The sequence below is a fragment of the Streptomyces sp. M2CJ-2 genome (assembly GCF_016757295.1).
GTDB lineage: Bacteria > Actinomycetota > Actinomycetes > Streptomycetales > Streptomycetaceae > Streptomyces.
In genome coordinates this window covers 238723-259133 of the sequence record NZ_JAESIF010000003.1, presented here as the reverse complement: position 1 = coordinate 259133, position 20411 = coordinate 238723, and the positions used below count along the sequence as shown (strand labels likewise).

Genomic DNA, 20411 nt, shown 5'->3' with positions numbered 1-20411 from the left:
AAGAAGGTCACGAAAATGTATCGGGCATATCACCCATCAACCTTCACACGAGCCACATGAGTTGGCTACGGTTCGGGCTGGCCGTGCGTCCCCCACCGGCGAACCCCGCCGGGCCGAGCGGCCTCCGCCGAGTCCGTCGCCGCCGTCGCGGCAGCCGGTCCCTGGCCCTCCCCGGAGCGATGACGGCCTGGAAGTCCCCCTGCCGCCGCCCCGCAGGCGGAACGTTGGAAGGAGTCGCCTCCCTTGGCGTCGCACCGCAAGTCGCGCACCCCCGGTACGCGCGTGGCCGGCAAACGGACCCCCGCCCTCGCCACGGCGGCCCTGACCTCCGTCGCCCTGCTGTCCCAGACCGCCGACGCCGCCCCCGCGGACGACGGCCGGCCGAGTCTGGAGGAGGTCGAGAAGAAGGTCGACGACCTGTACCGCCAGGCGGAGTCGGCGACCGAGAAGTACAACGCGGCCAAGGAGAGGACCACCAAGCAGCGCAAGCACGTCGACACCCTCCTCGACGACGTGGCCCAGCGCACCCAGACGCTCAACGAGGCGAGGGAGAAACTGGGTTCCTTCGCCGCCGCCCAGTACCGGACCGGCACGGGCGTCCCGGACACGGCGACCTTCCTGCTCGCGGACTCCCCGCAGGACTTCTTCGACCAGAACCGGCTGATGGACCGGATGACCGGCCGCCAGAAGGAAGCGGTCGACGACTACGTCACCCAGCAGTCCGAGACGATGGAGAAGCGGCAGGAGGCCACCGAGAGCCTCGAGGCGCTCACCGAGTCGCAGAACGACCTGAAGACCGCGAAGGCCACCGTCCAGAAGAAGCTCAGCACCGCGCGCGAGCTGCTGTCGAAGCTGGACGCCGAGGAGAAGGCGCGGCTCGCGGCGGCCGAGGAGAAGAAGCAGGAAGAGGCCGCCCGCAAGGCCGCCGAGCTCGCCCGGCAGCAGGCGGAACAGCAGAAGGCCGAGGAGGAGGCCCAGCGGGAGAGCGGTGCCTCGGGCTTCTCCGACGCCTCCGGCTCTTCCGGCTCTTCCGGCTCTTCCGGCTCTACGACCGCCCCGTCGCCCCCGCCATCGACGTCGCCGTCGCCGTCGCCGGACTCCTCGTACGCCGCCAAGGCCGAGAAGGCCCTCGCCTTCGCCCGCGCGCAGATCGGCAAGCCCTACGTCTGGGGTGCCACCGGTCCCGGCTCCTATGACTGCTCCGGCCTCACCCAGGCCGCCTGGAAGGCCGCCGGCGTCACCCTTCCCCGCACCACCTACGACCAGGTCGACGCCGGCACCACGGTCCCGCTGTCCCAGGCACAGCCCGGCGACCTCGTCTTCTTCTACGACGACCTCACGCATGTGGGCGTCTACGTCGGCAACGGCATGATGATCCACGCGCCGAAGCCCGGCACCTACGTCCGCGAGGAGTCGGTCTTCTACGACGGCGAGTCGTCGATCCACAGCGTGGTCCGCCCGGCCTGACCCACGCTCCGACCCGCGGTCCGGCCCACGGCCCGGCGCGCCCTCGCGCGCGGCGGGTTCTTCTAACATCGCCCCATGCCCGCCTCTACCGCCTCTCCCTCCCCCTTCCGCGCCTGGTGGGCGCAGCGTTCCCCGGCGGCCGGTTCCGCCGTGATGGCGACCGGCATCGTGTCCGTGGCCCTGCAGCTGGCGGGGTGGGAGATCCTCTCCCTGGTCTTCCTCGCGCTCGCCTGCGCCGCCTGGCTGGGGCTGGCGGCGCAGTTCGTCCTGCGGTTGCTGCGGGAACGGGAGCGTTGGGTGTCGGAGGCGGAGGCCCCGGGGTCGCTCACCGCGGTCGCCGCGACGGCCGTGCTCGGCACGCGGCTCTCCGCGCTCGGCCACGACGCCCTGGCCGGGGCGCTGCTCGCGCTGGCCACCGTGCTCTGGCCGGCGCTGCTCGTCCTCGTCGTACGACGCTGGCGGCCGCGCATGCCCGGCTCCGTGTTCCTGGCCTGCGTGGCCACGCAAGGGCTCGCCGTCCTGGGCGCCACGCTCGCCGCGGCCGAGTCGACGGCCTGGCTCGCACGGGTGGCACTGGTGCTGTTCTGGTTCGGGTTGGTGCTCTACGGGCTCGCCCTGTTCCGCTTCGACCCGCGGCAGGTGTTCGAGGGGACCGGGGACCACTGGCTCGCGGGCGGTGCCATCGCCATCTCGTCGCTCGCCGGGGCCAGGCTGCTCACCGCCGACAGCACCCGGCTGTATCTGTGGAACGACGACGACTTCGGTGTCCTGCGCCTGACGACCGTCGCCCTGCTGGTGCTCGACCTGGCCTGGTACGCGGTGCTGCTGGCCGCCGAGGCCGTCCGGCCGCGGCCGGCCTACGACACACGGCGCTGGGCGACCGTGTTCCCCCTCGGCATGACGGCGGCGGCGACGCTCTCCGCGTCCGCCGCCCTCGGGTTCCCGTGGCTCGAGGGCCTGGGACGTGTGCTGCTGTGGGTCTCGGTGGCCGTCTGGCTGGCGGTCGCCGTCGGCGCGGCGGCCTCCGCGTGGACCGCGATCACCTCCGGTCCCCTGTCGGCCTTTGTCAGGTCCAGAGCACGGCGATGAAGATGTTCGCCGTGGTCAGCAGTCCGACCAGCCCGAACAGGCCCTTGTCCACCTTCTCGTCGTCCCGCTTCACGTAGACCAGACCGAGGATCACGATCAGCAGGGCCAGCTTGACGCCGATCTTGATGTGGTCGACGGAATGGCCCTGCGCCTCGTTGAGCCCGACCAGAGCGATACCGGTGACCAGCATCGTCAGCGCGCCGTGCAGCATCGCGGGCACGAAGCGGGCGGTCCCCTGCCCCATGGCCTTCATCTGGGTGAGGAACCCACCGAGCAGCGACGCGATACCGATGATGTGCAGTCCGACAAATATGTGGATGAGTACGTCCATGAGCCGGAGCCTAACCACCCCCCACCCCACACCCGACACCGCCCCGACGCGACGGCTACGGCTGTAGGGCTGTGGCCTGACGGCTCGCGACCGGTCGTCGACAGTCCCGGCAACCAGGACTGCTTCGCGGGCAAGGGCCGAGGCACGGGATGCGGGGAGGAACGGGTGGCGGGTTGAACCCCCACCGCCCATTCCTTACAAACGCCGCTCGGATTCCGACGCCCGTCCCTCAAAGCTCAAGCGCCGGTACACGCGTACGCGACGAACGCGGTCCAAGTGGCCCCGGCAACCGCGAACCGAGGGCTCCGGGACCCGAGCTTCGAGTCCCGGACGTGGATGGTGTGGGGGCAGGGGGCTACTTCAACGCAGTTGCCGCCCTCAGTGCCGCTGTGGCTGGACTTGCACCAGTCGAGGGCCGCCTCCAGGCAGTTGCCACCCTGGCTGTCGCTGTAGCTCGACTTGAACCAGGTCAAGCGTTCACTCATCGATCCTCTGCCACCTTTCTGATGAACGTAGTCGACTCCTCCACGCTGAGACAGTGCATGCGGATCATCGCATGAGCCTGAGTGAGAGCACTCACCTTGGCGGGACTGCTGTGCAGGACGCTGACCTCGGGTGCCTCGATGTACCCACAGTGCTCATGCTCAGGTGTCTCCAGCAGAACAATGCTGCCATTCAAGGCAACGCCGCTACAGCGGCCGAACGGCAAGACCTGGATCGAGACGTTACGGAGCGCACCCACCTCCATGAGGTGCTGCAACTGCTCACGCATTACGTCAGTTCCGCCCACGTTGGTGCGTAGTGCAGCTTCGTAGATCACGAACCCGTACATCACGCCGACTTTACGTCGAAGCGCCTCAGCCCTGTGCAGCCTGGCTGCCACCCGTTCGTTGACCGTCTCGTCATCCAGCGGAGGCGAGCTGCCACCGATAAGCGCACGCGCGTAAGTCTCTGTCTGCAACAAGCCGGGGATGAGCAACGGTTCGTAGCAGGAAAAGCTGATGGCCTCGGCCTCGATGGCCATGAACTCATGCGACCGCGCCGGGAACGGCTCCGGCTTCAAGTACTCCTGAGCCGCCACCAGCTTTCCACCCGCCCCGCACACCTGATCCGCGATCTGCAAGAACCGCAACGTGGGCCGACGGCGGCCGTTCTCCATCGACTTGACGTACTCGTAGTCGTAGCCGGCCTCCTTGGCCAGTGCATCCCGGCCGACACCGGCCTCCGCACGCCACATCTTGATCTGGCTGCCGCAGTACCGCCAGGCCACGGGCGGCTGGGAGTTCACTTCGGTCGACACACGCACCTCCGCCGGATCCACCGTGGGGACAACCACGTGCTGTACCCACGTCGCTCCTCGCGAGGCTATGCGCGGGCCGAGACCGTGATCCCACGAAACGTCAGAAGTTCGACGCAAGGGATGAACAGCGCATGCAAAGCCCACGACTTCCGCTGCCCGTGACCGCCCCGAGGGACGTCGAGTGGCGCCTGCCGCGTCACGCGAGAAGCGTGGGCAGGGCACGCGCGCTGTTCCGCGAACAGGCGGCGTCCTGGGGGCTGCCGCAGGACATGACGGACACGGCGGAACTCCTCCTCAGCGAGCTGATGACCAACGCCTACCGCCACGCGAAGGTCCCGGCCGGCCGCGAGATCCGGGCCCGCTGCGAACTCACGGACGACCGCATCCGCATCACGGTGACCGATGCCGACGACACGCTCCCGACCCCGGCCACAGCCTGCCCGGACGACGAGTCGGGCCGAGGCCTCGCCTTGGTGGAAACGCTGGCGGACGACTGGGGTGCGGAGCTACGCGAATCCGGCGTCGGCAAGACGGTTTGGTTCGAGGTGGCACTCACGCGCCGTCGCACAATGACCGTACGTTCGCCGTACGGAAGCACAGCGGTATGCAGCCCTCCTCCAGTCAGCCCCAGCGGAACGGAGTGATCGCAGCGGCGCCTACCGGGCGGTCACACCAGGCGCCGGGCCGTCGCCCAGCGGGTGAGTTCGTGGCGGTTGGAGAGCTGGAGCTTGCGCAGGACCGCCGAGACGTGGGACTCGACCGTCTTCACGGAGATGAAGAGCTGCTTGGCGATCTCCTTGTACGCGTAGCCGCGGGCGATCAGCCGCAGCACTTCGCGTTCGCGCTGGGTGAGGCGGTCGAGGTCCTCGTCGACCGGCGGGGCGTCGGTCGAGGCGAAGGCGTCGAGGACGAAGCCGGCCAGGCGGGGGGAGAAGACGGCGTCTCCCTCCTGGACCCGGAAGATCGAGTCGATCAGGTCGGTCCCGGTGATCGTCTTGGTCACGTATCCGCGGGCACCGCCCCGGATCACCCCGATCACGTCCTCCGCCGCGTCCGAGACCGAGAGTGCGAGGAAGCGGACCGGCTGCTCGGCGTCGCCCATCAGCGGCGCGCAGCGGCGGAGCACTTCCACGCCTCCGCCACCGGGCAGGTGCACGTCGAGGAGGACGACCTCGGGCCGGGTCGCGGTGATGACCGTGACCGCCTGGTCGACGTCGGCGGCCTCGCCGATCACCTCGACGCCGGTCTGTTCGGTCTGTCCGATCTCGGCCTGGACGCCCGTGCGGAACATGCGGTGGTCGTCGACGAGGACGACACGCACATGACGTCCGGCGCCGTCGGCCGGTCCCGCCGTTCCGTTCGTCCCGGTCGGCTCGGTGGGCTCGCTCATGACGTGTTCTCCGCCCTCTCCATCTCCAGCTCGACCTCCGTGCCGCCGTCCGGCACCGCGCGCAGCCGCGCCGTGCCGCCGTTGCGCTCCATGCGGCCGATGATCGATTCTCTGACACCCATGCGGTCGGCGGGTATCGAGTCGAGGTCGAAGCCGGGGCCGCGGTCCCGGACGGACACGAAGACCGTCCTTCCCTCGACTTCGGCGTAGACCTGTACGGCACCCCCCTCGCCACCGTACTTGGCCGCGTTCACCATAGCCTCGCGCGCGGCCTGCATCTGCGGGCCGATCTTCTCGTCCAGCGGGCAGTCGCCGACGACGACGACCTCGATGGGAACGCCGTGCTTGTCCTCCACCTCGGCTGCGTTGCGCCGCACGGCGTCGGCGAGGGTGGTGGGCTCGTCGGCCTCGTCCTTGCCGGTGCCCTCGGGCTTGTAGAGCCAGTTGCGCAGGTCGCGCTCCTGGGCGCGGGCGAGGCGGCGCACCTCCCCCGGGCTCTCGGCGTTGCGCTGGATCAGGGTGAGGGTGTGCAGCACCGAGTCGTGGACGTGGGCGGCGACCTCGGCACGCTCCTGGGCACGGATGCGCATCAGCCGTTCCTCGGAGAGGTCCTGGGTCATGCGCACGAGGTAGGGGCCGGCAAGGAGGGTGATCCCGACGAGAACGGCGAGGGCCGCCTGGAGCACCGACGCGAGGTGAGTACCGGAGCCCCGCAGGACGAAGATGCCCGACACACCGGCCGTGACCAGCAGGACGCCGGCACCGCTTCGCAGCAGGGTGACCGTACGGCGACGGCTGCCGACCTCGACCCAGCGGGCCCGGCGCGCGTTGTCGGCCTGCCGCCAGACCAGGGCGACGCCCGCGCCGACCAGCACGGTCGGCCAGAGATAGGCCCTGGCGCCGTTGGACAGGTCCACATTGCCGAGGAAGCCCATGGCCACGACGACCATGAGGAGCAGGGCGACGATCTGGCCCTTGTCCGGTCTGCGGGTGACGAGTCTGCGCCGGCCGTCCGGCGAGCTCTCGGTCCCGACCAGCGGGGGTGGCTTCTGCGCGTCCACACCGCCGACGCCGAGCGGTACGAAGAACCAGAAGGCGGCATACAGCAGTGCGCCGAGGCCGTCGGCCATGAACAGGCCGACGAACATGAGCCGTACCCAGATCACGGGCAGCCCGAGGTGTCCGGCGAGCCCCCGCGCCACACCACCGAGCCAGCGACCATCACCGCTGCGGTAGAGCTTGCGCGGCGGCCGCGGCTCGACGAGTGGCGCTGCTGCGGCTTCCGACATGTCAATGATGGTCACACGGTCCCCGGTTCCGGGGCATCAGGGTCGATCCCGGAGACTCCCCTGATCTCCGGGCCCGGGCCCTCGGGCAGTCCCCGGGCACCCCTCAGGGCCGATATCAGGGTCCGGCCAGGGTCGTCCCGACTGCCGCCACGGCGGCTCGCCCGTCACCATGGACCCATGACAGATCACCAGCACGCCGCGCCGGGCCCGGTGCCCGGCTCCGGCGCGGCCGGAGAGGCCGCTTCCGGCGGGGCCCCGCAGCCGCCCGGCGAGGCGGGCGTGCCCGAGCCTTTGCACCGTTTCCGGCGCGACCGCCGGCACCAGATGATCGGTGGAGTGTGTTCCGGGCTCGGCCGGCAGTGCGACATGGACCCGGTGATCTTCCGCATCACGCTGGCGGTGCTCTCCGCCACCGGCGGCGTCGGCCTCATCTTCTACGGCTTCGCCTGGCTCCTCGTCCCGTACGAGGGCGAGGAGGAGAACGAGATGCGCAGACTGCTGACCGGCCGGGTCGGCGGCCACACGCTGGCGGCGATACTTTTCGCGCTGGTCGGCTGCGGCGTCTTCCTCACCATGCTGAACAACGGCGGGGTGCTGAGCTTCGCCGTGATGCTCTCCCTGCTGCTCGCCGGTGCCGGGTACTGGTCCCGGCACCGCGGTGCCCCCAGCCCCGACCCCCTCGCCGCCCAGGCCGCCGCCGACGCCCCGCCGGAGCCCCAGGCGCCGCCGGTTCCCGCCGCCTACTCGTCCTGGTGGCGCGATCCCATCGTCAAGGACGGCACGCACATCGGCGGTACGGGCTATCTGTGGGGCCCGGGGAGCTCCCGCGACCTGGACATCGCCGCAGTGGTCGACGTCCACCTCGACCCCCACGGCTCCGGCCGCGGCGCCGCGCGCCCCCCGCACCCGCGGCCGGTCAAGCCGCGAGGGCCCCGCGGGATCGGCGGCTGGGTGTTCCTGCTCGCCCTGCTCGCGGCCGGCCTGGGGACGGGCCTGACATGGCAGGAGCATCCGCTCGGCACCAGCCTGCAGACCGGTCTCGCGTGTGCGCTCGCCGTCTTCGGCCTCGGTGTGGCGGTCAGCGCGTTCCTGGGCCGCACCGGGGCGGGGTCGATCATCCTGGCGGTCATCACCGCGGGACTGCTGGCCGCCTCCACGGCCGTGCCCAAGGACATCGGCACCGAGTGGATGCGCACCGGCTGGGAGCCCGCCTCGGTCGCACAGATACGCCCGGCCTACGACCTGGGCACGGGAAGCGGCACCCTCGATCTGTCCAAGGTGCGGGTGGCCGAGGGGCGGACCGTGTCGACGCGGGCCGACGTCGGCCTGGGCCGCATCCACGTGATCGTGCCCGAGAACGTGACCGTGCGACTGAACATCCAGGTCGGGCTGGGCGACATCCAGCTGCCGGGCGACCTGCGGAAGGACGTGGACGTGGCACCCGACAAGCGCAAGAAGGCGACCCTGGCTCCGCCCGCGGGCGTCAAGAAGGCGGGCACGCTCGTCCTGGACCTCCAGGTCGGCGCCGGACAGGCGGAGGTGAGCCGTGCTACGTCATGAGTTCCAGCCCGGCAGGCTGGTCGCCGGCACCTTCCTCACTCTCGCCGGTGTGCTCTACGCCGGAGACGCGGGCGGCGCCTGGGACACCCCGTGGTTCGTCGTGTTCCCCGTTGTCGCGGGCGGCCTGTGCCTGGCCGCAGCGGTGGGCAGCGTGACGGGCCTGATACGCCGGAGCAGACGGTCCGGCGACCGGGAGAGCCACGCGAAGTCACCGACCTGACGAAGGCGGCCGGCGGCCGGTCCGGCGCTTTCGCCACGGGTGGGGGCGGCCCTACCGGTAGTCGCTCACCCGCCGTCGCCGGCGCCCCCGGAGGGCGGCGTCCACGGAGAGCAGGGGTGCACCTGCCAGCACCAGCGGAATCCAGCCCATGAGGTAGGGAAGATCATTTCCGTAGTAGTACGGTTCGGCGGCCCAGCTCACCGTCAGCCACAGGCTGAGGGAGATCAGCGCGCCGCCGAGGGCGGCCGGCCGGGCGAGCAGACCGATGAGGGTTCCGATGCCGACGGCCAACTCGCCGAAGGCGATGGCATAACCGAAGGCGACCGGATTCTGCAGGGACATGTCGACCAGCGCGGGAATGGCCGAGGAGTCCCGGACGGCACGCATCATGTCGCCGACCGACCCGGCCCCGGCGTCCTTCATGAACGCGCTGTCGGTGAGTTTGTCCAGTCCGGCATAGATGAAGGTGATGCCCAGAAAGATCCGCAGAGGCAGGAGTGCGTACCGCGTGGCGGTGTCCCGCCAATTCCTGCTGCCATCGAAGTGAGGGCTGTACGTATCCGTGCGCATACCGTGAGCCATCGCCGTCTGCCGCCTCTCGCCGCCGTACCGAGACCCCCTCAGCAGACCATACGTACGACAATCAAGGCCGGATCAATCCATTACCGCCCCGATTTTTCGGAACGCCACCTCGGCCACACGGCCCATCGGCTCGGCCACTCGGCCACTCGGCCACACCGACCGGTCCGGCTAGTCCGTCACGTCGATCGCGTACCGGTTCGTCTCCACCCCGGCTGCCGTGACGACCTGTACCTCCACCCGCCCCGGTTCCACCTCCGCCGGGACCGGAACGGTCAGCAGGGCGTCCGTCGGGTTGTCGAAACCGCCCCTCACCGGCACCAGCGGCACATGGACGTGCACCGTCCCCACCCGGACCACCATCCGGGCCAGCCGGTCGGCTCCCTGCGCGCCCATCGGAACGAAGCCGGTGCCCCGGATCTCGATGTCGTCGCCGGTCCGGATCGGCGCGTCCAGGTCCCCGGCCTCCCTCGCCCGTACCACCGAAAGGATGACCGGCCGACCGCCTTCCGCGTACTTGCCCGCGAGATAGGTCGCCGCCGACACCAGCACGACCACCGCGAGCCCCCACGGCAGATCGGGCAACTGGTCCGGCCGCCGCGCCAGTCGTACCGCCGCGAACACCAGCGCGACGGCGCTGATCACGACGTACTGGATGTCGGCGAAGCAGCCCCGTCCCGCGTCGTCGGTCAGCAGATCGGCAGCCCGGGGCCGGTCCGCGCGCACCTTCTGCAGCCGCTGCCCCTGCACACGCAGTCCGACCACCCGCCGCACCACCACGGCGATCCCGCACACCACGGCGAGTACGGTCACCACGCCCGCGCCGCGGGCCAGTTCCAGCCCCGCGATCAGCGCGTCGCGCTCCCGGTGCTCGGAGGCGACCGCCAGTTGCCCCACCAGGACCAGCACCGCGTACGCCAGGAGCAGCACCCAGGAGGCCGCCACCGCGCGGGACGTGGAAAGACGGTTGTCCTCCCCGATCACCGGCGCCAGCACCCCGCCCCGCGCCCGGTGGAACCACGAAGCGGCGGTCAGCGCGCCGGCCACCACCAGCGCGGCCAGCAATCCGGCCGTGCGGGCGGCGCTCCAGCCCGAGCCGATCGCCGTGAGCGCCTGGCCCAGAAGCAGCAGCACGACCGCCGCCCCCACCACGATCGCCGTCCGGCGCCACAGGCGCGCCAGCCAGGCCGCACCCTCGGCCCGGCCGCGCTCGGCCACGAGTTCCGCGGCCTGCGCCAGCTCCTCCGAGACCCACTGGCGGGAGGCGGACGCCGAGTGGGCGACCGCCGCGGGCAGCCCCCGCCCGGCCGCGAACTCCTCCCGCTTCAGCAGGAACGCGGCGACCGCGCGCCGGTGTCCCTCACGCACCCCGTGCGGACAGTCCCCACAGGCGCAGCTGCCCTCGTGGGCGCCCACGTCCGCGCCATACCCCGTCCCGGTGGGGTTCGCCTCCTGCACCGCCACGCCCGAAGCCCGCCTTTCCCCTGTCCTCGCACCACGTTGAAGATCACAAACGGTGCACGCAACTCCCCGGCAACGACTGCGAATTGTGCCCTACGTCCGGCCCTCCCCACCCGGCAGGTCCGGTCAGTGGGTGAAGTTCGAGGCGTCATGTTGACCCGGCCGTGGGATCCCCCGCGGCCGACCGTGGCCGGCCGCCGTACGGTGCCTGCTGCTCCGTCCGGAGGACACTGCGAATACCCGACACAAGCTGTCCGGTATCCGCGTCACACTCGGCCCATGGACACGAACCCCATGAACACGAACTGGAAGGCCTTCACCTCCGCCGAACCCGATCTCGCGAAGACCGTGGAGGAGCGCTTCGGCGCGCACACCCACCACGTCCTCGCGACCCTGCGCAAGGACGGGGCGCCGCGCACCACCGGCCTGGAGGTGCGCTTCCTGAACGGTGAGCTGTGGCTCGGCATGATGCCGAACTCGCTCAAGGCACTCGACCTGCGCCGCGACCCGCGCTTCGCACTTCAGGCGAACCCGGGGGCGGGCACGGACATGGGCGGCGGGGACGTCCGGATCAGCGGGCGCGCGTTCGAGGTCGACGACACGGGCACCAGGAGCGAGTACGCCGAAGAGGTGGAACCGCCGGAGCCGTTCCACCTCTTCCGCACCGAGTTGACGGAGGTCGTACGGACCTGTGTGGAGGACGAGACGTATCTCGTCCTCCAGGTCTGGAAGCCCGGTGAGCCGGTGCGCACGCTCAAACGGACATGAGCCCCCTCCGAACGGGGACCGTCCGAACAGGGACTGCCCGAACGGGGACTACTCCCACTCGATGGTCCCCGGCGGCTTGGAGGTCACGTCGAGGACGACGCGGTTGACGTCCCGCACCTCGTTGGTGATGCGGGTGGAGATCTTCGCGAGGACGTCGTACGGCAGCCGCGACCAGTCGGCGGTCATCGCGTCCTCGGAGGACACCGGGCGCAGGACGACGGGGTGACCGTAGGTGCGGCCGTCGCCCTGGACACCGACGCTGCGGACGTCCGCGAGCAGCACCACGGGGCACTGCCAGATGTCCCGGTCGAGGCCGGCCGCGGTGAGCTCCTCGCGGGCGATGGCGTCGGCCTCGCGCAGCAGGTCGAGCCGCTCCTTGGTCACCTCGCCGACGATGCGGATGCCGAGTCCCGGGCCGGGGAACGGCTGCCGCTGGACGATCTCCTCGGGCAGGCCGAGTTCCTGGCCGACCATCCGGACCTCGTCCTTGAACAGCTGGCGCAGCGGCTCGATCAGCTTGAACTCGAGGTCCTCGGGCAGACCGCCCACGTTGTGGTGGGACTTGATGTTGGCGGTGCCGGTGCCCCCGCCGGACTCGACGACGTCCGGGTAGAGGGTGCCCTGGACCAGGAACTCCACGGCCGGGCCCGCGTCCGCGACGATCTCGGCCTGGGCCTGCTCGAAGACCCGGATGAACTCGCGGCCGATGATCTTCCGCTTCTCCTCGGGGTCCGAGACGCCCTTGAGCGCGGTCAGGAACCGCTCCGACGCGTCCACGACCTTCAGCTGCACGCCGGTCGCGGCGACGAAGTCCTTCTCGACCTGCTCGGTCTCGCCCTTGCGCATCAGGCCGTGGTCGACGTACACGCAGGTCAGCTGCGAACCGATGGCCTTCTGGACGAGGGCCGCGGCGACGGCGGAGTCCACTCCGCCGGACAGACCGCAGATGGCCCGCCGGTCGCCGACCTGCTCGCGGATGGCGGCGACCTGATCCTCGATGACGCTGCCGGTGGTCCAGCTCGGGCTCAGGCCCGCGCCCCGGTACAGGAAGTGCTCCAGCACCTGCTGCCCGTGCGTGGAGTGCATCACCTCGGGGTGGTACTGGACGCCGTAGAGCTTCTTGTCGTCGTTCTCGAAGGCGGCGACCGGGACGACGTCCGTGGAGGCCGTGACGGCGAAGCCCTCGGGGGCGGCGGAGCAGGCGTCGCCGTGCGACATCCACACGGCCTGCTCGTCCGGGGTGCCCTCGAAGAGGGTGGAGGACGACTTGGAGACGTGCAGGTCCGTACGGCCGTACTCACGCGCGCCGGTGTTGTCCACCTGGCCGCCCAGGGCCCGCGCCATGAGCTGGAAGCCGTAGCACATGCCGAAGACCGGGACGCCGGCCTCGAAGAGCGCGCGGTCGACGGTGGGGGCGCCCTCCTCGTACACCGACGAGGGGCCGCCGGAGAGAATGATCGCCGCCGGGTTCTTGGCGAGGATCTCCGCGACCGGCATGGTGCTCGGCACGATCTCGCTGTAGACCCGCGCCTCGCGGACGCGACGGGCGATGAGCTGGGCGTACTGCGCGCCGAAGTCGACGACCAGGACGGTGTCGGGCGCGTTGGCAGCGGAAGTCGCTGATGACACGAGGTGCCTTCCGGCGGTGGGCGGGTCTGGTGTCTTCCGATTCTAGCCGGTGGGCGTGCGGCCCTCCCCGGGCTCCGGCAGCCGCGCACGGCAGGGGCCCGTCTCACCATGCGACCACCCGTGTTGGACGACCGGGGCGAGCGCGGCATACTGGGACCCATGTTCACGCACACGGCCATCTCGGCTTTCTTCTTTACCTATGGCATCCGGCCCACCGGCTGCCATGGTCGTGCTGCTTGAGCAACTGACAAGCGACTTCCCAGGCGCCCCGGGCCGACAAGGTCCGGGGCGCCTGGCGTTTCCGGACCCGGCCGCTCCGGGGCACCCCACACATCCAGCGAGGAGCCCCGCCATGACCACCACCACCGACATCACGACCGCCGACAACACCACCGCCGAGAGGACCGGCGCCCGCACCGCCGAGGCCGCCGACGTGATCACCGGTGCCCGCGAACGAATCAACGCCCTCGACGATCGGATCATCGGCCTGGTCCAGGAGCGGATGGCCGTGTCGGCCGTCATCCAGCGGGAACGGATCGCCTCCGGCGGCCGGCGCGTGAACCTCTCCCGCGAGATGGAGATCCTCAGCCACTACAGGGACGCCCTGGGCAAGTCGGGCACCACGCTCGCGATGACCCTGCTGGAGCTGAGCCGCGGCAAGATCTGAAGCGGCCGGACACCGGGACCGGCCGTGGAATCCGCGTTCCGGGCACACACGTACGCATTCCCCCTCACCCGTACGGCGCGTGACCGGAGCCGTGGTCGCGCCGTTGGTACGGGTGTCCGTGTCAGCCAGGGGCGGGCTCGAAAGAACCACGCGTGGCTCGCCGGAGCGATGAGACGTGCGGATCGTGCCGTGCGTCGTGGGACCTCGCTCCGGGCAGGTGACCGGACGGCAGGGGACAGCAGCCCGGTCACCCGAGAGAACGGCCGGCTCCGGGGACGCCCGGGGCCGACCGGCGGGCCCCCCGCGGCCGGTGCCCGTGCGGGACGTGGTGTCAGGTGCGGGTCACGACGCCGCATTCCCCGGCGACCCCGTCCAGACTCCGGCTCCGGTCGTACGGATCCCGCTCCTCCCCCGTCGGCATGGGGTCGCCTTCCAGGTCGGCGAGGAACTGCGGACGGATCACTCCGTAGCTCTCGCGGCAGTCGTGGTTGCCGATCTCGCTTTTGACGTCGGCGAGCCAGATGCGTCCGTCGGTCGCCTGGAACCTGGCGGGGTCCACCGCCTCCACCTCGATCACCCGGCGCGCGATCACCCGGGCCACCTCGCCCTCACCCGGGCGGGCGAGCGCGTACACGAAGGTGTAGTCACCCTTGACCACGGCCTTTCCGGCGGTACCGCGCACGGGCTCGACCGTCAGACGGCCACGAACCCTCACATCGTCCACCAGTTCGACATCGTCGGGGTCGAACCGGGTGAAGATCCACACCGGGTCGTTCTCCACCGTGGGCTTGCGCAGCCCGGCGCGCAGCTCGGCCAGGTAGTCCCCCATCAACGGGTCGAGGAGGGCCAGCGCCTTCTTCGGCTCGGCCCCCATGATCACCTCGTGGTCGAGGTTCGAGGCGATCAGGAAGTCCCTCGCCCCTTCCAGAGCCGCCTCGACGGAGGCTGCGGAGACGCCGTTGACGGCCTTCGCCTTCCCCTCCGGCAACCGGATCGCCTCCGCTCCCGACTCCCACCGCAGGGCCGGAGAACCGGCGAACGGCCGATCCCGGGTGGGCATGACGGGGAGGGCCGCGGAGGGGGCGCTCGTGGGGCGGGCGGTCTCGGGAGCCAGCGGCGCGGCGGAGGCGCCGTTCATCCCGTCCGACGTGCCCGACGTGCCCGAACCGTCACCGAGATCGCCGGGCAGCCAGGAGAGCGCACCGGACGGATTGACGGCGACCACGGCCACCACCACGGCCACCAGCACGCCGACGACGCTCCAGCCCGTGCGCCGGCGCGTGGTGCGGCCGTTCATCTCCTGCCAGGCGGGCCCGGTGCGCCACCCCTCGGGCAAGGCGGGCTGGGCGGCGGGCTTGTTCCGGCCCCAACGGCGCTTCCCGCCATCGCCGTTCGACCTGGCCTGCGCCTCGTCCATGGCGCGCAGCCGCTCGGTCACCATCCGCGCCCGCGCGGACGGTTCCTTCGGGGCGGAGGCACGGATGTCGCGCTCGCTGTCCTCGAAGAATTTGTCCCACACATCGTCGGGCGGGGTGGAGGGCTCCGGTCTTGTGGGTTCTTCGGACGGCTGCTCGGGCACTGGGTGACGCGCTTTCTGTCATGGGGTGTCGAATTCCGTCACGCGGATCAAGGGCGAGCGTACGCCCGCACCGATCACCCCGAGCGAGTGACCCACATCACATAAAATTCCTGTCAGAGTCAGGACAACCATTCATGGGGTTCGGTGATCAAACCATCAGAACCACGGGCCACACCCCGCGCCCCACCGCGGAGGCCTCCCCCCTGACGCGTACCGCAACCGGCGGTACACCTGACTTCCCGAGGTCTTCATGAAGCTCCGCCGTGCAATGGCTGCAGCGGCTGCCACGGCAGTGATAGCTCCGGCCGCACTCCTCGCGGCCCCGGCCGCATACGCGTCCGACGAAACGACGAACACAAGCGTCACCTCGACCGAGTCGACCGAGTCGGCCGAGCCGACCGAGTCGACCGAGGAGGCGCAGCCGGAGGACACCCCCTCCTCGCCGTCCGAGACCGAGACCGAGACCGGCGGCGAAGAGACCGGCGGCGGCGAGGACACGGACACCACGCCCAGCCCCTCCGCCACCGAGTCGGACCCGGCCCCGAGCCCCTCCACCTCCGCCCCCGAGCCCGAGCCCAGCGCGTCGGAGCCGGAGGAGTCCGAGACTCCGGACCCCGAGCCGTCCTTCTGCGAGGACACCAAGGTCGACATCGGCTTCTCCGGCCTGCCCGGCAAGATCGCGGTGGGCAGCGGCTGGCACAAGTTCTCGCTGGACGTGGTGAACAACTCCGACTCCACCCTCGAGGACCTCGACTACTTCGCCGGAGCCTCCCCCGACAAGTACGGGGAGGACATGTTCCGGAGCAAGCATGTCCAGCTGCAGGTCTGGGACCCGGAGGACGAGATCTGGACCGACCTCAACGAGGGCGGCTACGCGGTCGGTTACATCGGCTACAGCACCGAACTCGAAGCCGGCTACCAGGTCAACATCCCGATGCGGATCAATGTGAAGGCCTCCGCCCCGGTCGGCGCCGGCTTCTCGCTCGGCGCGACGATCTACGGCGACAGCGACGGCGAGTGCGTCGGCTTCGGTGACGTGTCGTACAAGTTCCAGATCGTGGCCGCCGGTACGAACACGGAGGGCACCAAGCCGCAGGAAGGCGGCAAGGCCCCCGTCACCGACAAGAAGCCGGCCGCCGACACGCCGAAGGTCACCGGCAGCCTGGCCGAGACCGGTGCCGGCTCCGCGCTTCCGATGATCGGACTCCTCGGCGGTGCCGCCGTCGTGGCCGGTGCGGGTGCGGTGTTCGTGGTGCGACGCCGCAAGGCCGGTGCGGTGGCGTAAGCACGCCGTGAGCAAGGTGGCGTGAGCACGCCGTAGACAAAAGGGAAGAGGACCTGCGCTCGGAGGGGGGCGCAGGTCCTCTTTCCTTCTCCGGATCACCCGGATCACCCGGACCGCCCGGCTCGTTCGGCCCGCCCGGCTGCCGCGGCTACTTCTTCGGCGGCACCGCCGGCATCCCCAGGAACGGCAGCTTCAGCGCGCCGAACGCGTCCGCCGGGACCGTCGGCGCCTTCGGCTCGACCGGCTGGAGCCGCTCATAGACCGCCCCCTGCCGCGGACGAGGGTCGGGCTCGCCCTTGTTGGGCCAGTACGACATGGCCCGCTCGGCCTGTGCCGTGATCGTCAGGGACGGGTTCACGCCCAGGTTCGCCGAGACCGCCGCCCCGTCCACGACCGAGATGCCGGGATGGCCGTAGAGGCGGTGGTACGGGTCGACCACGCCGGTGTCCCGGGTGGCGCCGATGGGGCAGCCGCCCAGGAAGTGGGCGGTGAGCGGCATGCCCGACAGCTCGCCGATGTTGGAACCGGCGAACCCGTTGATCTCGGCCGCCAGGGCGGACGCTCCCTCCGTGGCCGCCTTGATCTGCTTGGGGTTGGCGGCACCGTGGCCCTGCCGCGCGGTGAGCAGCCCGCGGCCCGCCCCGGACGGTTTCAGGTACGTCGTCAGGGAGTTGTCCAACGACTGCATCACCAGGCCGATGATGGTCCGCTCCGACCAGCGCCGGTTGGAGAGCGAACGCATCATCTGCCAGGGGTGTCTCGCCGCGTTGCCCAGCCAGCCCAGCACCCTGGCCGCGCCCGAACCACCACCCGCGTACGGGACCTGGAGGATCGACAGGCCGCCCATCGAGTTGGAGCCGCGACCGTAACGGACCGGTTCGATATGGGTGTTCTCGTCGGGGTGGATCGACGAGGTGATGGCCACACCGCGGGTGAAGTCGACCTTGGGTGCCCCGGTCGCCTTGCGATAGCGGCGGTCGTCGGTCTGCGCCCCGACCAGCGCCTCGGAGTTGGTGCGGGTCAGCTCGCCCAGCCTGTCCGAGATGTGCGGGAGCTGACCGTTGGCCTTCATCCGGTGCAGCAGTGTCTGGGTGCCGTACGTGCCGGCGGCCAGCACGACGCGGCGGGCCCGGAAGGTCCGCCCGCCGCCCTTGCGGCGGTTGGCGGTGGGGAGCGTGGCGACGGCGAATCCGCCCTGCGAGTCCTCCGTCACCGACACGGCCGTCGTCATGGGATGGACGACCGCGCCCGCCTTCTCGGCGAGGTGGAGGTAGTTCTCGTTGAGGGTGTTCTTCGCACCGTGCCGGCAACCGGTCATGCACTCGCCGCATTCGGTACAGGCCCGGCGCGAGGGTCCCGCCCCACCGAAGTACGGGTCGGCCACCTCCCGCCCCGGTTTCGCCCGCACCGTGCCGTCGGCGTCCTCGCCGTCCCCGAAGAAGACGCCGACCGGGGCCATGTGGAAGGTGTCGCCCACGCCCATCCGCTCGGCCGCCGCCTTCAGGTGCACGTCGGACGGGGTCGTCGTCGGGTTGAGCCGTACGCCCAGCATGCGCCGCGCCTGGTCGTAGTACGGCTTCAGCTCGTCCTGCCAGTCGGTGATGTCGCGCCACTGCGGGTCGTCGAAGAAGGGCTTGGGCGGTACGTAGAGGGTGTTGGCGTAGTTGAGGGAGCCGCCGCCGACGCCCGCCCCGGCCAGGACCATCACGTTGCCCAGCAGATGGATGCGCTGGATGCCGTACATGCCGAGCCCGGGGGCCCACAGGTAGTTCCTCAGGTCCCAGGAGTTCTTCGGCAGGGAGTCGCGGGTGAAGCGGCGGCCCGCTTCCAGTACGCCGACGCGGTAGCCCTTCTCGGTCAGGCGCAGGGCCGTGACGGAACCGCCGAAGCCCGAGCCGACGACGAGGACGTCGTAGTCGTACACGGCGTCGTGCGCGGCGTCATGCGCCGTGTCGTGCGGCGTGTCGTCCTCGCGTTCGTCGTTCCGTTCCTGGACGGAGTTCTCCTGTGACACGTGCTCTCCTCGTCGAAAGCTGCGGTGCCGGCTCGGCCCGGTCAGGTCGGGGGCGGGATGGGGGCGGGGGCGGGACGGGCTAGCGGAAACGGAATGCCTTCATCAGGCGCAGGCTCCGGCTCATGAACTCCGCGTACCGCTCGTCGTCCAGGCCGAGGGAGGGAGCCATCGGCAGCAGCCGCTGGTGCGCGACGGTCTGGGCCTCCGTGTACTTGAGGATGCCCTCGGAGCCGTGCCGGCGGCCGAGGCCCGAGTCCTTCATGCCGCCCATCGGCGACTGGACGCTGCCGTAGGCGGGCGCGTACCCCTCGTTGATGTTGACCGTGCCGGTGCGCAGCCGGCCGGCCACCTCGCGGCCGCGCCGGGCGTCCTTCGTCCAGACCGAGGCGTTCAGGCCGTACGGGGTGGAGTTGGCGCGTTCGACGGCCTCGTCGTCGGAGCCGAAGCGGTAGAGGGAGACGACCGGGCCGAAGGTCTCCTCCGCGCAGACGGTCATGGACTCCTCGACGCCGTCGAGGATGGTCGGCTCGTAGAAGTACGGTCCGACGTCCGGACGGGCCGTGCCGCCCGCGATCACCTTGGCGCCCTTGGCGACGGCGTCCTCCACGTGCCGGGTGACGGCCTCCAGCTGGCGTTCACCGACCAGGGAGCCCATGTCGGCGCCGTAACTCAGGGAGGTGCCGAGGCGGATCGCGCGGGTCCGGGCGGCGAAGCGCTCCAGGAAGGCGTCGGCGACCGACTCGTGGACGTACAGCCGCTCGATGGAGATGCAGAGCTGGCCCGCGGAGGAGAAGCAGGCGCGGACGGCGCCGGCGGCGGCCTTGTCCAGGTCGGCGTCCTCCAGGACCAGCATGGCGTTCTTGCCGCCGAGTTCGAGGGACACGCCGACCAGGCGGGCGGCGGCGCTCCGGGCGACCTCGCGGCCGGTGCGGGTGGAGCCGGTGAAGGAGACGTAGTCGGCGTGCCGGACGACCTCCGGACCGACGACCGGCCCCTCGCCGAGAACGACCTGGAAGACGTCGGCGGGCAGCCCCGCCTCGATCAGCAGGTCACGGGCCCAGAGCGCGGTGAGGCAGGTCTCCGTGTCGGGCTTCATCACGACCGCGTTGCCCGCGACGAACGCCGGGAGCGCGTCGCCGACGGACAGTTCGAGCGGGTAGTTCCAGGGGGCGATCTGGCCGACGACACCGCGCGGGTGACGCAGTTCGGTGACCTTCGTGAGGGCGGGCACGGCGCCCGCGTGGCGCTTGGGCCGCAGATACGCGGCGGCCCGGCGGCCGTAGTGGCGGGCGGCGACGGCGACGGCCTGGACCTCCTCGTGGGCGTGCAGGCGGGCCTTGCCGGTCTCCAACTGGATCAGGTCGAGCACCTCGGCCTGGCGTTCGAGCACCAGGTCGTGGAACCGGAGCAGAACGGCGGCGCGCCGTCGTACCGGGATCTGCGCCCACACGGCCTGGGCGGTGCGGGCCGTCTCGAAGGCCCGCACCACGTCCTCGGGGGTCGACTCGGGGAGGTCCGCCAGCTTCTCGCCGGTGAAGGGCGTGTGGTTGGCGGTCCGCCCGGAACCGACGACGCCCTTGGTGAGCTGGGCGACCAGTTCGGGAGTGACCACGTCGGCCGCGGTGCGGGCGCCCGCCGGGGCGGGGGCCGGAGGGTTGGTACCGGTGGTGTCCCGGGTGGTCTGCACGTCCGTCATGAGCCGCAGGGTATGCCCACGCGAACACTTTGTGTACCCGTCGGTAACAGATTCACGGACCGCTCACACACCACGCCAGTGAACGCT

Annotated in this window: 19 protein-coding genes; 8 read left to right on the top strand and 11 right to left on the bottom strand. The window is 70.7% G+C overall.

From position 1 onward, the window contains the following. The first annotated feature begins 243 nt into the window (after window positions 1-243). Together JL475_RS05565 and JL475_RS05560 are read left to right on the top strand one after the other, a co-directional pair. Complete coding sequence (locus tag JL475_RS05565) at window positions 244-1467, top strand: C40 family peptidase (protein ID WP_202275919.1); 1224 nt, start codon at window positions 244-246, stop codon at window positions 1465-1467. A 75-nt stretch (window positions 1468-1542) separates the two neighbouring features. Then, window positions 1543-2556, top strand: a complete 1014-nt coding sequence (locus JL475_RS05560; RefSeq protein ID WP_202275918.1) for a tellurite resistance/C4-dicarboxylate transporter family protein — start codon at window positions 1543-1545, stop codon at window positions 2554-2556. Here JL475_RS05560 and JL475_RS05555 read toward each other — a convergent pair. The 3 genes from JL475_RS05555 to JL475_RS05545 all read right to left on the bottom strand — a co-directional run bounded on the left by JL475_RS05555 (window position 2534) and on the right by JL475_RS05545 (window position 4187). Beyond that, on the bottom strand, window positions 2534-2887 hold the full coding sequence (locus JL475_RS05555) for a hypothetical protein (RefSeq protein WP_202275917.1): 354 nt from the start codon (window positions 2885-2887) through the stop codon (window positions 2534-2536). The genes JL475_RS05560 and JL475_RS05555 overlap by 23 nt on opposite strands. A gap of 236 nt (window positions 2888-3123) precedes the next feature. Continuing rightward, on the bottom strand, window positions 3124-3372 hold the full coding sequence (locus JL475_RS05550) for a DUF397 domain-containing protein (RefSeq protein ID WP_202275916.1): 249 nt from the start codon (window positions 3370-3372) through the stop codon (window positions 3124-3126). After that, on the bottom strand, window positions 3369-4187 hold the full coding sequence (locus JL475_RS05545) for a helix-turn-helix transcriptional regulator (protein ID WP_307824978.1): 819 nt from the start codon (window positions 4185-4187) through the stop codon (window positions 3369-3371). Before JL475_RS05545 ends, JL475_RS05550 begins: the two co-directional genes overlap by 4 nt. A 131-nt stretch (window positions 4188-4318) precedes the next feature. Between JL475_RS05545 and JL475_RS05540 the strand changes: the two genes are divergently transcribed. Next, complete coding sequence (locus JL475_RS05540; protein ID WP_202275915.1) at window positions 4319-4831, top strand: ATP-binding protein; 513 nt, start codon at window positions 4319-4321, stop codon at window positions 4829-4831. Between the two features lie 23 nt (window positions 4832-4854). Here JL475_RS05540 and JL475_RS05535 read toward each other — a convergent pair whose 3' ends face one another. Both JL475_RS05535 and JL475_RS05530 read right to left on the bottom strand, forming a co-directional pair. Beyond that, window positions 4855-5577, bottom strand: a complete 723-nt coding sequence (locus JL475_RS05535) for a response regulator transcription factor (RefSeq protein WP_202275914.1) — start codon at window positions 5575-5577, stop codon at window positions 4855-4857. Continuing rightward, window positions 5574-6866, bottom strand: coding sequence for an ATP-binding protein (locus JL475_RS05530; protein WP_202275913.1), 1293 nt, complete (start codon window positions 6864-6866; stop codon window positions 5574-5576). The genes JL475_RS05535 and JL475_RS05530 overlap by 4 nt, the downstream gene beginning before the upstream one ends. A 177-nt stretch (window positions 6867-7043) precedes the next feature. Between JL475_RS05530 and JL475_RS05525 the strand changes: the two genes are divergently transcribed. Both JL475_RS05525 and JL475_RS05520 read left to right on the top strand, forming a co-directional pair. Beyond that, the gene (locus JL475_RS05525) at window positions 7044-8426 is read left to right on the top strand and encodes a PspC domain-containing protein (RefSeq protein ID WP_202275912.1); all 1383 of its coding nucleotides are present in this window, start codon (window positions 7044-7046) and stop codon (window positions 8424-8426) included. Then, complete coding sequence (locus JL475_RS05520) at window positions 8413-8646, top strand: hypothetical protein (RefSeq protein WP_202275911.1); 234 nt, start codon at window positions 8413-8415, stop codon at window positions 8644-8646. The genes JL475_RS05525 and JL475_RS05520 overlap by 14 nt, the downstream gene beginning before the upstream one ends. 51 nt (window positions 8647-8697) lie before the next feature. Here the strand turns inward: JL475_RS05520 and JL475_RS05515 are convergent, their stop codons facing one another. Next, on the bottom strand, window positions 8698-9228 hold the full coding sequence (locus JL475_RS05515; protein ID WP_202275910.1) for a DoxX family protein: 531 nt from the start codon (window positions 9226-9228) through the stop codon (window positions 8698-8700). Between the two features lie 168 nt (window positions 9229-9396). Then, window positions 9397-10689, bottom strand: coding sequence for a hypothetical protein (locus JL475_RS05510; protein ID WP_202275908.1), 1293 nt, complete (start codon window positions 10687-10689; stop codon window positions 9397-9399). A 291-nt stretch (window positions 10690-10980) separates the two neighbouring features. Between JL475_RS05510 and JL475_RS05505 the strand changes: the two genes are divergently transcribed. Beyond that, window positions 10981-11454, top strand: a complete 474-nt coding sequence (locus tag JL475_RS05505) for a pyridoxamine 5'-phosphate oxidase family protein (RefSeq protein ID WP_202275968.1) — start codon at window positions 10981-10983, stop codon at window positions 11452-11454. Between the two features lie 48 nt (window positions 11455-11502). Here the strand turns inward: JL475_RS05505 and guaA are convergent, their stop codons facing one another. Continuing rightward, window positions 11503-13083 (bottom strand): glutamine-hydrolyzing GMP synthase, encoded by a 1581-nt coding sequence (gene guaA, locus JL475_RS05500; RefSeq protein ID WP_202275906.1) that lies wholly within the window; start codon window positions 13081-13083, stop codon window positions 11503-11505. A gap of 352 nt (window positions 13084-13435) precedes the next feature. On the opposite strand from guaA, the gene JL475_RS05495 reads away from it, so the two are divergent. Next, complete coding sequence (locus tag JL475_RS05495) at window positions 13436-13750, top strand: chorismate mutase (protein WP_202275904.1); 315 nt, start codon at window positions 13436-13438, stop codon at window positions 13748-13750. A 331-nt stretch (window positions 13751-14081) separates the two neighbouring features. Here JL475_RS05495 and JL475_RS05490 read toward each other — a convergent pair whose 3' ends face one another. Then, window positions 14082-15329 (bottom strand): hypothetical protein, encoded by a 1248-nt coding sequence (locus JL475_RS05490; RefSeq protein ID WP_202275902.1) that lies wholly within the window; start codon window positions 15327-15329, stop codon window positions 14082-14084. 268 nt (window positions 15330-15597) lie between these two features. Between JL475_RS05490 and JL475_RS05485 the strand changes: the two genes are divergently transcribed. Then, window positions 15598-16614: an LPXTG cell wall anchor domain-containing protein gene (locus JL475_RS05485; protein ID WP_237406235.1), complete on the top strand. Its 1017-nt coding sequence runs from the start codon at window positions 15598-15600 to the stop codon at window positions 16612-16614. 148 nt (window positions 16615-16762) lie between these two features. Here JL475_RS05485 and JL475_RS05480 read toward each other — a convergent pair whose 3' ends face one another. Together JL475_RS05480 and JL475_RS05475 are read right to left on the bottom strand one after the other, a co-directional pair. Continuing rightward, window positions 16763-18538 carry a GMC oxidoreductase gene (locus JL475_RS05480; protein ID WP_202275966.1) on the bottom strand — a complete coding sequence of 592 codons (1776 nt, stop codon included), beginning with the start codon at window positions 18536-18538 and terminating at the stop codon, window positions 16763-16765. A gap of 169 nt (window positions 18539-18707) precedes the next feature. Further along, window positions 18708-20324: a succinic semialdehyde dehydrogenase gene (locus JL475_RS05475; protein WP_202275898.1), complete on the bottom strand. Its 1617-nt coding sequence runs from the start codon at window positions 20322-20324 to the stop codon at window positions 18708-18710. Window positions 20325-20411: the final 87 nt, after the last annotated feature.